The 14,507-nt window shown below is 63.8% G+C and carries 11 protein-coding genes; 1 reads left to right on the top strand and 10 read right to left on the bottom strand.

Annotation, left to right across the window (positions count from 1 at the left end; genetic code table 11):
• Positions 1-11 precede the first annotated feature (11 nt).
• Both fghA and CCOS191_RS05770 read right to left on the bottom strand, forming a co-directional pair.
• A complete protein-coding gene (gene fghA / locus CCOS191_RS05775) occupies positions 12-860 on the bottom strand; it encodes an S-formylglutathione hydrolase (RefSeq protein WP_046854408.1) in 849 nt (282 codons plus the stop codon).
• 10 nt (positions 861-870) lie between these two features.
• Positions 871-1,983, bottom strand: coding sequence for an S-(hydroxymethyl)glutathione dehydrogenase/class III alcohol dehydrogenase (locus CCOS191_RS05770; protein WP_031315222.1), 1,113 nt, complete (start codon positions 1,981-1,983; stop codon positions 871-873).
• A gap of 108 nt (positions 1,984-2,091) precedes the next feature.
• Here CCOS191_RS05770 and CCOS191_RS05765 point away from each other — a divergent pair, with 108 nt between their 5' ends.
• On the top strand, positions 2,092-3,006 hold the full coding sequence (locus CCOS191_RS05765; protein WP_046854407.1) for a LysR substrate-binding domain-containing protein: 915 nt from the start codon (positions 2,092-2,094) through the stop codon (positions 3,004-3,006).
• Between the two features lie 87 nt (positions 3,007-3,093).
• Here the strand turns inward: CCOS191_RS05765 and ispD are convergent, their stop codons facing one another.
• The 8 genes from ispD to dnaE form a co-directional block, all read right to left on the bottom strand.
• Positions 3,094-3,801, bottom strand: a complete 708-nt coding sequence (ispD, locus tag CCOS191_RS05760) for a 2-C-methyl-D-erythritol 4-phosphate cytidylyltransferase (protein ID WP_046854406.1) — start codon at positions 3,799-3,801, stop codon at positions 3,094-3,096.
• A complete protein-coding gene (ftsB, locus tag CCOS191_RS05755; RefSeq protein ID WP_011535259.1) occupies positions 3,798-4,079 on the bottom strand; it encodes a cell division protein FtsB in 282 nt (93 codons plus the stop codon). Before ftsB ends, ispD begins: the two co-directional genes overlap by 4 nt.
• 157 nt (positions 4,080-4,236) lie before the next feature.
• Positions 4,237-5,526, bottom strand: a complete 1,290-nt coding sequence (gene eno, locus CCOS191_RS05750; protein ID WP_008099635.1) for a phosphopyruvate hydratase — start codon at positions 5,524-5,526, stop codon at positions 4,237-4,239.
• A 153-nt stretch (positions 5,527-5,679) separates the two neighbouring features.
• Positions 5,680-6,525, bottom strand: coding sequence for a 3-deoxy-8-phosphooctulonate synthase (gene kdsA, locus CCOS191_RS05745; RefSeq protein WP_046854405.1), 846 nt, complete (start codon positions 6,523-6,525; stop codon positions 5,680-5,682).
• A gap of 3 nt (positions 6,526-6,528) precedes the next feature.
• Positions 6,529-8,157 carry a CTP synthase gene (locus CCOS191_RS05740; protein ID WP_046854404.1) on the bottom strand — a complete coding sequence of 543 codons (1,629 nt, stop codon included), beginning with the start codon at positions 8,155-8,157 and terminating at the stop codon, positions 6,529-6,531.
• A 270-nt stretch (positions 8,158-8,427) separates the two neighbouring features.
• Positions 8,428-9,723 (bottom strand): tRNA lysidine(34) synthetase TilS, encoded by a 1,296-nt coding sequence (gene tilS / locus CCOS191_RS05735; protein ID WP_046854403.1) that lies wholly within the window; start codon positions 9,721-9,723, stop codon positions 8,428-8,430.
• 138 nt (positions 9,724-9,861) lie between these two features.
• The gene (locus CCOS191_RS05730) at positions 9,862-10,809 is read right to left on the bottom strand and encodes an acetyl-CoA carboxylase carboxyltransferase subunit alpha (RefSeq protein WP_023628729.1); all 948 of its coding nucleotides are present in this window, start codon (positions 10,807-10,809) and stop codon (positions 9,862-9,864) included.
• 105 nt (positions 10,810-10,914) lie between these two features.
• Positions 10,915-14,439: a DNA polymerase III subunit alpha gene (gene dnaE, locus CCOS191_RS05725; protein ID WP_046854402.1), complete on the bottom strand. Its 3,525-nt coding sequence runs from the start codon at positions 14,437-14,439 to the stop codon at positions 10,915-10,917.
• Positions 14,440-14,507: the final 68 nt, after the last annotated feature.

Genomic DNA, 14,507 nt, shown 5'->3' with positions numbered 1-14,507 from the left:
GGCCCTGCGGCTCAGACCCTGCCCAGTGCCACCGCATGATGGCGCAGGTGTTCATCGATGAAGCTGGCGATGAAGTAGTAGCTATGGTCGTAGCCTGGCTGCAGGCGCAGGGTCAGCCCATGGCCGCCCTTGCGCGCCGCCTGCTCCAGCGCCTCTGGCTTGAGCTGCTTTTCAAGGAAGTCATCGCGATCCCCCTGGTCCACCAGCAGCGGCGGGCATTCATCCGCCTCGGCCAGCAGCACACTGGCATCCCACTCGCGCCACTGCGCCCGGTCTTCGCCCAGGTAGCGGCTGAAGGCCTTCTCGCCCCACGGGCAATCCATTGGATTGCTGATCGGTGAGAACGCCGACACCGAGCGGTAGCGCCCCGGGTTGCGCAGGGCGCAGACCAGCGCGCCATGCCCGCCCATCGAGTGGCCACTGATACTGCGCCTGTCGGACGCCGGGAATGACGCCTCGATCAAGGCCGGCAACTCCTCCACCACGTAGTCGTGCATCCGATAATGCTTGGCCCAGGGCTGCTGGATGGCATTGAGGTAGAACCCCGCGCCCAGGCCGAAGTCCCAGGCACCGTCCGGATCGCCCGGCACCTGCTCGCCACGCGGGCTGGTGTCCGGGGCGACGATGATCAGCCCGAGCTCCGCGGCCAGGCGCTGGGCGCCGGCCTTCTGCATGAAGTTCTCGTCGGTGCAGGTCAGGCCGCTGAGCCAGTACAGCACCGGCAGCTTTTCGCCCTGCTCGGCCTGGGGCGGCAGGTACACCGCGAACACCATGTCGCAGCCAAGCACCTTGGAGCTGTGCCGGTAACGCTTGTGCCAGCCGCCGAAGCTTTTCTGGCAGGAGATGTTTTCCAGCGTCATGGCGAGGGCCTCAGAAGTGGATCACGCTGCGGATGCTCTTGCCTTCGTGCATCAGGTCGAAGGCTTTGTTGATGTCCTCCAGGCCCATGGTATGGGTAATGAAGGTGTCCAGCGGGATCTCGCCTTTCTCGGACATTTCCACGTAGCTCGGCAGCTCGCTGCGACCACGCACACCGCCGAAGGCCGAACCGCGCCAGACGCGACCGGTGACCAGCTGGAACGGACGGGTGGCGATTTCCTGGCCGGCACCGGCCACGCCGATGATCACCGACTCGCCCCAGCCCTTGTGGCAGCACTCCAGCGCCGCGCGCATCAATTGCACATTGCCGATGCACTCGAAGGAGAAGTCCACGCCACCGTCGGTGAGGTCGACGATCACTTCCTGGATCGGGCGGTCGTAGTCTTTCGGGTTGATGCAGTCGGTGGCGCCCAGCTGACGGGCAATCTCGAACTTGGCCGGGTTGATATCGATGGCGATGATGCGCGAAGCCTTGGCCTTGACCGCGCCGATCACTGCCGACAGACCGATGCCGCCGAGGCCGAAGATGGCAACGGTGTCACCCGGCTTGACCTTGGCGGTATTGAGCACCGCGCCGATACCGGTGGTCACGCCGCAGCCGAGCAGGCAGACCTTCTCCAGCGGTGCCTCTTTCTGGATCTTGGCCACGGAAATTTCCGGTAGCACGGTGTACTCGGAGAAAGTCGAGGTGCCCATGTAGTGGAACAGCTGCTGGCCCTTGTAGCTGAAACGGGTGGTGCCGTCGGGCATCAGGCCCTTGCCCTGGGTGGCGCGGATGGCCTGGCACAGGTTGGTCTTGCCCGAGCGGCAGAACTTGCACTGGCCACATTCCGGGGTATACAGCGGGATGACATGATCGCCCACCGCCACCGAGGTCACGCCCTCGCCAATCGCCTCGACGATCGCCCCGCCCTCATGGCCGAGGATCGAAGGGAAGATGCCTTCCGGGTCGGCGCCGGACAGCGTGTAGGCGTCAGTGTGGCAGACACCGGAGGCGACGACGCGCAGCAGCACTTCACCGGCCTTGGGCATGGCTACGTCGACTTCGACGATTTCCAGGGGTTTCTTGGCCTCGAAGGCGACGGCGGCACGGGACTTGATCATCAAGGGTCTCCAGAGAAGATGTCGATTGCAGGCTGTTAGTGTAATTCACTGACTTTTTGTGAATAATCCAGGCATTCACAAAACATTATTGCCATGCAGGGATAATCCATGAGCAGTCGCTGGGAAGGCATCGACGAATTCGTCGCGGTGGCAGAAATGGGCCAGTTCACCGCCGCCGCCGAACGCCTCGGAGTGTCGTCTTCGCACATCAGCCGGCAGATCGCCCGCCTGGAGGAGCGCCTACAGACTCGCCTGTTGTACCGCAGCACGCGGCGAGTGACCCTCAGCGAAGCCGGCCAGACATTCCTCCAGCACTGCCAGCGCCTGCAGGATGGCCGCGAGGAAGCGCTGCGCGCCATGGGCGACCTGGCCAGCGAACCCAAGGGCCTGCTACGCATGACCTGCGCGGTGGCCTATGGCGAGCGTTTCATCGTGCCGCTGGTGACGCGGTTCATGGCGCTGTATCCGCAGCTACGGGTGGAAGTGGAACTGAGCAACCGCACCTTAGACCTGTTGCACGAAGGCATGGACCTGGCAATCCGCCTGGGCCGCCTGCAGGATTCCCGGCTGGTGGCCACGCGCCTGGCGCCGCGGCGCATGTTCCTGTGCGCATCACCGGCGTACCTGGAGCGCTATGGGCGGCCGCACAGCGTGTCGGAGTTGGCGCGGCACAATTGCCTGGTCGGCAGCTCCGACCTGTGGGCGCTGCAACAGGAGGGTCGCGAGATCAGCCAGCGGGTACAGGGCAACTGGCGCTGCAACAGCGGCCAGGCGGTGCTGGATGCGGCGCTGCAGGGGATGGGCTTGTGCCAGTTGCCGGACTACTACGTGCTCGAGCACCTGCACAGTGGAGCCTTGGTGTCGTTGCTGGAGGGACACCAGCCACCGAACACGGCGGTGTGGGCGCTGTATCCTCAGCAGCGGCATCTGTCGCCGAAGGTGCGGCGGTTGGTGGACTATCTCAAGGAAGGGTTGGCGCAGTTGCCGGAGTATCGCACCACGCCTTTGCAGGAGCGGCTTTAGCCGCGATGCAGGCAACGCCATCAGGAACCCGCTGCGCGGGTGATCGCGGCTAAAGCCGCTCCTACAGGTACGGCGTCAGACCGTCGCTCAGCGACGCCCAGCCCACCGCTGGCGCAGCCACTCCAAGTCCTCTGGCCGGGTCACCTTGATATTGTCGCTGCGCCCTTCGACCAGGCGCGGCGCATAACCGGCCCACTCGATGGCGGACGACTCATCGGTGACTGCTACATCGGACACCAGGCACTCGGCCAGCGCCCGGTGCAGCATGCCGAGGCGGAACATCTGCGGGGTGTAGGCTTGCCAGACGGTGCTGCGGTCGACCGTCGCCGCCACCCTGCCCTCGCCGTCGGCACGCTTGAGCGTGTCCCGAGCGGGTACGGCGAGCAATCCACCGACGGGATCTTCAGCCAGGGCTGACAGCAACTTGTCCAGATCGCCACGCGCCAGATTCGGCCGCGCGGCGTCGTGCACCAGCACCCAGTCGTCATCCGACGCGCCCTGGGCGTGCAGCAGCAATAGCGCATTGAGCACCGAGTCAGCGCGCTCGTCACCACCCGGGGCACGCTGGATACGCGGATCGCTGGCGCAGCGCAGGCCGGGCCAGTAAGGGTCGTGCTCGGCAATGCTGACCACCACGCCCTTGAGCATGGGATGGTCGAGGAAACAGTCGAGGCTATGCTCGAGAATGGTCTGCCCGCCCAGTTGCAGGTACTGCTTGGGCCGGTCGGCAGCCATGCGGGCACCAATGCCCGCGGCGGGAATCACGGCCCAGAAGGCCGGCAGTTCGTTTGTCATTTCTGTGGCAGCTGGTAGAGGGTTTCGCCCTCCTTGACCATCCCCAGTTCATGACGAGCCCGTTCTTCCACGGTCTCCATACCTTTCTTCAACTCCAGGACCTCGGCATCGAGCACACGATTGCGCTCTAGCAGGCGCTCGTTTTCCGCATGCTGGTCGGCGATCTGCTGCTTGAGTTCGGTCACTTGCGCAAGGCTGCCATTACCTACCCAAAGGCGATATTGCAGGCCGCCGAGCAGCAGGAGCAGGACGAGGAACAACCAATAGGGACTGCGCATGAAGATATCCAGGGTAAAAAAGGCCGCCGCAGCGAGCTTCCGATAGCACGAAGCCTGGCCGAGGCCAGGCTTCGTCGACAGAAACCCGTGGAGACAGCCAAACGATCAGTACGAACGTTCAGCGGGCCCCGGCTGCTGCCTTTTTACCATCTCTTGCTCAGCCGCGAAACTCGGCACGACCGCGATACACGGCTTTGGCGCCCAGTTGCTCTTCGATGCGCAGCAGTTGGTTGTACTTGCTGACGCGGTCGGAGCGGCACAGCGAGCCGGTCTTGATCTGGCCAGCGGCAGTACCCACGGCCAGGTCGGCAATGGTCGAGTCCTCGGTTTCACCGGAACGGTGCGAAATCACCGCGGTGTAGCCAGCGGCCTTGGCCATCTGGATGGCTTCGAGGGTTTCGGTCAGCGAGCCGATCTGGTTGAACTTGATCAGGATCGAGTTGCCGATGCCCTTCTCGATGCCTTCCTTGAGGATCTTGGTGTTGGTGACGAACAGGTCGTCGCCGACCAGCTGGACTTTCTCGCCGATCTTGTCGGTGAGGATCTTCCAGCCAGCCCAGTCGGACTCGTCCAGGCCGTCTTCGATCGAGATGATCGGGAAACGCTCGGTCAGGCCCTTCAGGTACTCGGCGAAACCTTCGGCGTCGAACGACTTGCCTTCGCCGGACAGGTTGTACTTGCCGTCTTCATAGAACTCGGAAGCGGCGCAGTCCAGGGCCAGGGTCACGTCGGTGCCCAGCTTGTAGCCGGCTTTCTCGACAGCTTCGGCGATGGCGGCCAGGGCGTCTTCGTTGGAAGCCAGGTTCGGCGCGAAGCCACCTTCGTCACCGACGGCGGTGTTCAGGCCACGGGCCTTCAGTACGGCCTTGAGGTGGTGGAAGATCTCGGTGCCCATGCGCAGGCCGTCGGAGAAGGTCTTGGCGCCAACCGGCTGGACCATGAACTCCTGGATGTCGACGTTGTTGTCGGCGTGCTCGCCGCCGTTGATGATGTTCATCATCGGCACCGGCATGGAGTACTGGCCCGGGGTGCCGTTGAGGTTGGCGATGTGCGCGTACAGCGGCAGGTCCTGGTCCTGGGCGGCGGCCTTGGCGGCAGCCAGGGACACGGCGAGGATGGCGTTGGCGCCCAGCTTGGCCTTGTTCTCGGTGCCGTCCAGCTCGATCATCGCGCGGTCCAGGGCTTTCTGGTCCGATGGGTCCTTGCCCAGCAGCAGGTCGCGGATCGGGCCGTTGATGTTGGCGACGGCCTTCAGCACGCCCTTGCCCAGGTAACGGCTCTTGTCGCCATCACGCAGCTCCAGCGCTTCGCGCGAGCCAGTGGAAGCACCCGACGGCGCGCAGGCGCTGCCGATGATGCCGTTGTCGAGCAGTACATCGGCTTCCACGGTGGGGTTGCCACGGGAATCGAGAACTTCACGACCTTTGATGTCGACGATCTTTGCCATTGTTGTAAGCACTCCAGAATTGACGAAAACAACGCAGCTTTTGGGAATTCTTGCCGTTCACCAGGCGACATGGCACGGGCAGGCCTGGCGAAGGGAGCCCCTGACCGAAAGGTCAGGGGTGGAACGGGCGGTACTTTACCCGAGAAATGAGCTTTACGCGGTTTCTACCGTCGGAAAACTTTTCACCAGGTCGTCCAGCTGCTTGAGCTGGCTGAGGAACGGTTCCAGCTTGTCCAGGCGCAGGGCGCACGGGCCATCGCACTTGGCGTTGTCCGGGTCCGGATGTGCCTCGAGGAACAGGCCGGCCAGGCCCTGGCTCATGCCGGCCTTGGCCAGGTCGGTGACCTGGGCGCGGCGGCCACCGGCGGAGTCGGCGCGACCGCCCGGGGTCTGCAACGAGTGGGTCACGTCGAAGAACACCGGGTACTCGAACTCCTTCATGATGCCGAAGCCAAGCATGTCCACGACGAGGTTGTTGTAGCCGAAGCTCGAACCGCGCTCGCAGAGGATCAGTTGGTCGTTGCCGGCCTCGACGCACTTGGCGAGGATGTGCTTCATCTCGTGGGGCGCCAGGAACTGCGCCTTCTTGATGTTGATCACAGCGCCCGTCTTGGCCATCGCCACGACCAGGTCGGTCTGGCGCGACAGGAAGGCCGGCAGCTGGATGATGTCGCACACCTTGGCCACCGGTTCGCACTGGTAGGGTTCGTGCACGTCGGTGATCACCGGCACGTTGAAGGTCTGCTTGATCTCCTCGAAGATCTTCAGGCCCTCTTCCATGCCCGGGCCGCGGTACGAGCTGACCGACGAACGGTTGGCCTTGTCGAAGCTGGCCTTGAACACGTAAGGGATACCGAGCTTCTCGGTAACCCGCACGTACTCCTCGCAGACCTTCAGGGCCAGGTCACGGGACTCCAGGACGTTCATGCCGCCGAACAGGACGAACGGCTTGTCGTTGGCGATCTCGATGTTACCGACGCGAATGATCTTCTGAGTCATGGATCAGGCCTTGTTCTTCTGTGCCAGGGCAGCCTTGACGAAACCGCTGAACAGCGGGTGACCGTCACGTGGCGTCGAGGTGAACTCCGGGTGGAACTGGCAGGCGACGAACCATGGGTGGTCCTTGGACTCGACCACTTCAACCAGCGCGCCGTCTTCGGAGCGACCGGACACCTGCAGGCCAGCTTCGACCAGCTGCGGCAGCAGGTTGTTGTTGACTTCGTAGCGGTGGCGGTGACGCTCGGTGATGATGTCCTTGCCGTAGCAGTCGTGCACCTTGGAGCCGGCTGCCAGCTGGCAGTCCTGAGCGCCCAGGCGCATGGTGCCGCCCAGGTCGGAGGCTTCGGTACGGGTTTCGACCGCGCCGGTGGCATCGGCCCACTCGGTGATCAGACCAACGACCGGGTGGCCGCTGTTGCGATCGAACTCGGTGGAGTTGGCGTCTTTCCAGCCCATCACGTTACGGGCGAATTCGATCACGGCCACCTGCATGCCGAGGCAGATGCCCAGGTACGGGACCTTGTTCTCACGGGCGTACTGCACCGCGGTGATCTTGCCTTCGACGCCGCGCAGGCCGAAACCGCCCGGGACCAGGATGGCATCGGCGCCTTCGAGCAGGCTGGTGCCCTGGTTCTCGATGTCTTCGGAGTCGATGTAGCGCAGGTTGACCTTGGTGCGGTTGGTGATGCCGGCGTGGCTCATCGCTTCGATCAGCGACTTGTACGCGTCCAGCAGCTCCATGTACTTGCCGACCATGGCGATGGTCACTTCCTGCTCAGGGTTGAGCTTGGCATCGACGACCTTGTCCCACTCGGACAGGTCGGCGCTGTTGCACTGCAGGCCGAAGCGCTCGACGACGAAGTCGTCCAGGCCCTGGGCATGCAGAACGCCTGGGATCTTGTAGATGGTGTCGACGTCTTCCAGCGAAATCACCGCACGCTCTTCGACGTTGGTGAACAGCGCGATCTTGCGGCGCGACGAGGCGTCGACCGGGTGGTCGGAACGGCAGATCAGCACGTCTGGCTGCAGGCCGATGGAGCGCAGTTCCTTGACCGAGTGCTGGGTCGGCTTGGTCTTGGTCTCGCCGGCGGTGGCGATGTACGGAACCAGGGTCAGGTGCATCAGCATGGCGCGCTTGGAGCCCACTTCGACGCGCAGCTGGCGGATGGCCTCGAGGAATGGCTGCGACTCGATGTCGCCCACGGTGCCGCCGATCTCGACCAGCGCGACGTCGGCATCGCCGGCGCCCTTAATGATGCGGCGCTTGATTTCGTCGGTGATGTGCGGGATGACCTGGATGGTCGCGCCCAGATAATCACCACGGCGCTCCTTGCGCAGCACGTGCTCGTAGATACGGCCGGTGGTGAAGTTGTTGTTCTGGGTCATCGTGGTGCGGATGAACCGCTCGTAGTGGCCCAGGTCGAGGTCGGTCTCGGCGCCGTCGTGGGTGACGAACACTTCACCGTGCTGGAACGGGCTCATGGTGCCCGGGTCGACGTTGATGTACGGGTCCAGCTTGAGCATGGTGACTTTAAGCCCCCGCGCTTCCAGGATGGCCGCCAGGGAAGCCGAGGCAATGCCTTTCCCCAATGAAGAAACAACACCGCCCGTGACGAATATGTAGCGCGTCATGAAAAACCCTAGAAGTCTGCGTTAAGGCGGCCAGCGCCGCCGGAGAAAGCGAAGGAAGGCCGAAGCCCCCGATCACCTGCGTCAATCACAGTGCATCTCGAAAAACTGCCGCGTCTGTACAGACCAGGGGTGTCCCCGGCATGGAGCTCGCTCGTCATTTTAAGAAATCAGCCCAGCAAAAAACTGCTTGGTAATCGGCAACCTCTGTGTTTTCGCGGAACCCACAGAAGTTGTATCAAGAAGGGAGGGTAGTCTACCGGAATGTACCCTTCAGCTCAAACCTTGCACGTTCGTCGGCGGTTGCCAGTGCAGTTGGCCTTCGGCCTGAGCGAGTCCAGGCAGATTGGCCACCGCCAGCAATTGCTCGCCGCGGTACAGCAACGGCAGGCGCGGACGCACGAAGTGCGGGACCTGCAGCTCGTTGAGCAGACGCTTGAGGTCGCGCCGGCCACGGCCGCTGACCTCCAGCACTTCGCCGCCTTGACGGTAGGCGATGCGCAGGCCTGCGTCGTCCACGCAGCCCTCCAGCCACACCTGGCCGTTGCCCGGCAGCGCCAAAGGCCTGGACGGGTTCGGCCACGCCCATTCCCCCGCCGGAGCCTGGAGCCATTGCCCGTCCAGCCACCAGATGCGCCCGTGGCTACGCTGCAACTGACCGTCGGTCAGGCGCCAGATCGGGCAGGCATCGCCTGCCGCGTCACGCAAGTCGTCCCAGCCGGCCCAGTGGCGACTGTCCGGCAGGCGCGTGCGGCGGCCGAGCCAGTATTGCAGGGCATTGCGCTGGCGCGCCGGTGACAGCGCCTGGAGTACGGCGAGGTCGAGGGAGGCAAGGCCGAGCCAGGGCAGCGGCGCATTGTCGCAGGCCGGGGCCAGGTCGGTGACGGCCAACTCGTCAAGCAGGCCCAGGGCCTCGCCCAGGTGTTCGGCACTACGCGCCAGGTTGGCTTCGGCCTGGGGCCAACGACCGCGCAACAATGGGAAGACCTCTGAACGCAGGAAGTTGCGGGCGAAGGTGGTGTCGGTATTGGAGGGATCGTCAACCCACACCAGCCCCCTGCTCTGGGCATAGGCGTGCAAACGCTCGCGAGAAACCTTCAGCAGCGGGCGCACGAGCCTGCCCTGCCCCAACGAGCGCACCTCGGGCATGGCCGACAGACCACGCAAGCCGGCGCCGCGCAGCAGACGGAACAGCAAGGTTTCGGCCTGATCGTCACGGTGTTGGCCGGTGAACAGCACAGCGCCTGGGGCAAGCTGCTTTTCGAACGCGGTGTAACGGGCATCGCGGGCAGCCTGCTCAAGACTGGCACCCGGGGCTACCTGAACGTGAACAACGTCGAGTTCGATGCCCAGGGCATCACAGACAGTCTTGCAGTGAGCGGGCCATGCATCAGCGGCGGCTTGCAGACCATGATGCACATGGACGGCACGCAAGGGGGGCGCGGGGTGATTGCGGGCGTAATCGGCCAGCAGGTGCAGGAGGACGGTAGAGTCGAGGCCGCCGGAGAAGGCGACGTACCAGGCGGGGGCATCGAGCCAAAGGGCAAACTGGCGGGTGAGGTTGATCATCTGAGCCTCACCGTGATGGCGATCGCGGGGGGCGTTTTACGCCCCTTTCGCCGGCAAGCCGGCTCCCACAGAAGTATGCATTCCCCTGTGGGAGCCGGCTTGCCGGCGAAAGGGCCGCAAAGCGGCCCCTGGAATCCATCAGAGACCGTAGCTCATCAGGCGATCGTAACGGCGCTTGAGCAGCGCGTCGTTGTCGAGCTTGCCGAGCATGTCCAGCTGTTCGATCAGGTCGGCGCGGATGCTCGCGGACATCTTGGCCGGATCACGGTGGGCGCCGCCCAGCGGCTCCTGGATGACCTTGTCGACGATGTTCAGGCTCTTCAGGCGCTCGGCAGTGATGCCCATGGCCTCGGCGGCGTCGGCGGCCTTGTCGGCGGTCTTCCACAGGATCGAGGCGCAGCCTTCCGGCGAGATCACCGAGTAGGTGGAGTACTGCAGCATGTTCAGCTGGTCGCACACGCCAATGGCCAGTGCGCCGCCGGAACCACCCTCACCGATCACGGTGGCGATGATCGGCGTCTTCAGGCGCGCCATCACGCGCAGGTTCCAGGCAATGGCCTCGCTCTGGTTGCGCTCTTCGGCGTCGATGCCCGGATAGGCGCCCGGGGTGTCGATGAAGGTCAGGATCGGCATCTTGAAGCGCTCGGCCATTTCCATCAGGCGGCAGGCCTTGCGGTAGCCTTCAGGGCGCGGCATGCCGAAGTTGCGGCGCACCTTCTCGCGCACTTCACGGCCCTTCTGGTGGCCGATGACCATCACCGGCTTGTCGTCCAGGCGCGCGGTGCCACCGACGATGGCGGCGTCGTCGGAGAAGTGACGGTCGCCGTGCAGCTCTTCGAACTCGGTGAAGAGGTGATCGATGTAGTCGAGGGTGTACGGGCGGCGCGGGTGACGGGCCAGGCGGGCGATCTGCCAGCTGGTCAGGTTGCCGAAGATGCTCTCGGTCAGGGTGCTGCTCTTGTCCTGCAGACGGGCAATTTCATCGCTGATGTTCAGCGAGTTGTCGTTACCCACCAGGCGCAGCTCTTCGATCTTGGCTTGCAGGTCGGCAATCGGCTGTTCGAAATCGAGGAAATTCGGGTTCATAGGCTTCCGTCTTGGGTCTACGGCCAGGCGGCCGGCCGGTTGATCCGTTTGGCGCCCTACCTTAAGGGATCAGGCGCATATAGGTCGAGATTAAAATTCGTCGTTTCAACGGTATTGCAGGAAGACGTTCTCACGTCCGAACTGGTCACGCAGTGCCTGAATCAGGCCGTCAGCCGGGTCGATGGACCACTGGTCGCCGAATTGCAGCATGGCCTTGGCGTCGCTGCCGGTGTACTCCAGGGTGATCGGGCAGCCACCACGGTGACGGGTGATCAGCTCGCCCAGCCAGTTCAGGCGGTCACCCTTGAGCGCGTCGTGGGCGACCTTCAGGCGCAGGCTTTCGGCCAGCTTGGTACGGGCATCCTCCATGGTCATCACCGTCTTGACCCGCAGGCGCAGGCCACCGGAGAAGTCGTCGTTGCTGACCTCCCCTTCCACCACCACCATGGCGTCGGTCTGCAGCAGGGCCTGGGCGCCCATGAAGGCATCGGCGAACAACGAGGCCTCGATGCGCCCGGAACGGTCGTCGAGGGTGACGAAGCCCATCTTGTCACCCTTCTTGTTCTTCATCACGCGCAGGGCAATGATCATCCCGGCGATGGTCTGGGTATCCCGCGCGGGCTTCAGGTCGACAATGCGCTGGCGGGCGAAACGGCGGATCTCGGTCTCGTACTCATCGATCGGATGCCCGGTGAGGTACAGGCCGAGGGTGTCCTTTTCGCCTTTCAGCCGCTCCTTGAGCGTCAGTTCGCGCACCTTGCGATGATTGGCATAGACGTCGACATCTGCCTCGTCGAACATGCCGCCGAACAGGTCGACATGGCCACTGTCGGCGGTATGGGCCGCCTGCTCGGCAGCCTTGACGGCCTCACCCAGCGCCGACAGCAGGGTCGCGCGGTTGATGTCGATGTTGGCCTGGTAGGCCTTGATCTCGTCATGGAAGTGCGGGCCGAGACGATCCAGCGCGCCACTGCGGATCAACGCATCGAGGGTACGCTTGTTGACACGCTTGAGGTCGATGCGCTCACAGAAGTCGAACAGGTCCTTGAACGGACCACCCTGCGCGCGCGCCTCGACGATCGCCTCCACCGGGCCTTCGCCCACGCCCTTGATCGCCCCCAGGCCATAGACGATGCGGCCATCGTTGTTGACGGTGAACTTGAAGTCGGAGAAGTTCACGTCCGGCGCGTCGAGGCGCAGCTTCATGCTGCGTACTTCCTCGACCAGCACCACCACCTTGTCGGTGTTGTGCATATCCGCCGACAGCACCGCGGCCATGAACGGCGCCGGGTAGTGGGTCTTCAGCCAGGCGGTCTGGTAAGACACCAGGCCGTAGGCGGCGGAGTGGGATTTGTTGAAGCCGTAGCCGGCGAATTTCTCTACCAGGTCGAAGATGTTACCGGCCAGGTCCGCATCGATGTTGTTGGCCACGCAGCCTTCGATGAAACCGCCACGCTGCTTGGCCATTTCCTCGGGCTTTTTCTTACCCATGGCCCGGCGCAGCATGTCCGCGCCGCCGAGGGTATAGCCGGCCATCACCTGGGCGATCTGCATCACCTGTTCCTGGTACAGGATGATGCCGTAGGTCGGTGCAAGCACGGGCTTGAGGCCTTCGTACTGGTAGTCCGCATGCGGGTAGGCCAACTCGGCGCGGCCGTGCTTGCGGTTGATGAAGTCGTCCACCATGCCCGACTGCAGCGGGCCGGGGCGGAACAGCGCCACCAGTGCGATCAGGTCTTCCAGGCAGTCGGGCTTGAGCTTCTTGATCAGCTCCTTCATGCCACGGGATTCGAGCTGGAACACCGCCGTGGTCTCGGCTTTTTGCAGCAGCTCGTAGGTCTTGCGGTCGTCCAGCGGGATGAAGTCGATGTTGACGTCGGGCAGGTTCTTCTTGGCCTGCTCGCGGTTGATGATCTCCATCGCCCACTTGATGATGGTCAGGGTACGCAGGCCGAGGAAGTCGAACTTCACCAGGCCCGCGGCCTCGACGTCGTCCTTGTCGAACTGGGTCACCAGGCCGCCGCCTTCTTCATCACAGGCGATTGGCGAGAAGTCGGTGAGCTTGGTCGGCGCGATCACCACGCCACCGGCGTGCTTGCCGGTACCGCGGGTCACACCTTCGAGCTTGAGGGCCATGTCCCAGATCTCGCGGCCATCCTCGTCGCTCTTGAGGAAGTCGCGCAGGATCTCTTCCTGCTCGTAGGCCTTCTCCAGGGTCATGCCCACTTCGAACGGGATCATCTTCGACAGGCGGTCGGCCAGGCCATAGGACTTGCCCTGCACCCGCGCCACGTCACGCACCACCGCCTTGGCGGCCATGGTGCCGAAGGTGATGATCTGGCTCACCGCGTTGCGCCCGTAGGCCTCGGCCACGTAGTCGATCACCCGGTCGCGGCCATCCATGCAGAAGTCGACGTCGAAGTCGGGCATGGAAATACGTTCAGGGTTGAGGAAGCGCTCGAACAGCAGGTCGTAGGCCAACGGGTCGAGGTCGGTGATCTTCAGCACGTAGGCCACCAACGAACCGGCACCCGAACCCCGGCCCGGGCCGACCGGCACGTCGTTGTTCTTCGCCCACTTGATGAAGTCCATAACGATCAGGAAGTAACCGGGGAAGCCCATCTGGATGATGATGTCCAGCTCGAACTTCAGGCGGTCCAGGTAGACCTGGCGCTTCTCTTCGTAATTGGGCGTGGTCTCCTTCGGCCACAGCACCGCCAGGCGCTCCTCCAGGCCTTCGTGGGAGACATGCCGCAGGTAGTCGTCGATGCCCATGCCGTTGGGCGTCGGGAAGTCGGGGAGGAAGTACTTGCCCAACTGCACGGTGATATTGCAGCGCTTGGCGATCTCCACGGTGTTGGCAATGGCGTCCGGCAAGTCGCTGAACAGCTCGGCCATCTCTTCGGCGGACTTGAGGTACTGCTGGTCGCTGTAGCCACGCGGGCGGCGCGGGTCGTCCAGGGTCCAGCCCTCGCCGATGCACACGCGGGTCTCGTGGGCATCGAAGTCCGACTGCTTGACGAAACGCACGTCGTTGGTTGCCACCAGCGGCGCACCGAGCTTGTCGGCCAAGGCCACGGCAGCGTGCACGTACTCCTCGTCACCGGCGCGGTTGGTACGCTGTACCTCGACATAGAAGCGCTCGGGGAACATGCTCATCCAGTCGGCGAGCAGGACCTGGGCTTCGTCCTGACGATTGGCCATCAACGCCATGCCGATGTCGCCTTCCTTGCCGGCGGAGAGGGCAATCAGCCCTTCGCTGGCCGGGGCGATCCAGTCGCGCTGGATGATCACCAGGCCATTGCGCTGGCCATCGGTCCAACCACGCGAGATCAGCTCGGTGAGATTGCGGTAACCCTTGGGGTTCATGGCCAGGAAACAGATGCGCGACAGCGGCGCTTCCGGATCGACCCCGGCCAGCCACAGGTCGGCACCGCAGATCGGCTTGATGCCGGCGCCCATGGCGGTCTTGTAGAACTTCACCAGCGAGCACATGTTGCTCTGGTCGGTGATCGCCACCGCCGGCATGTTCATCCCGGCCAGGGCCTTGGCCAGCGGCTTGATCCGCACCAGGCCATCGACCAGGGAGAATTCGGAGTGCACGCGAAGGTGAACGAAGGAGACCGACATGGAGGATCCTGTAGCAGTGCTGAACGACAAGGGCGGGATTGTAGCGTATTGCTCTGCGCTTGCCTCGC

It is taken from the genome of Pseudomonas sp. CCOS 191 (assembly GCF_001007005.1).
GTDB lineage: Bacteria > Pseudomonadota > Gammaproteobacteria > Pseudomonadales > Pseudomonadaceae > Aquipseudomonas > Aquipseudomonas soli.
This window is presented reverse-complemented; position numbering and strand designations above follow the sequence as displayed.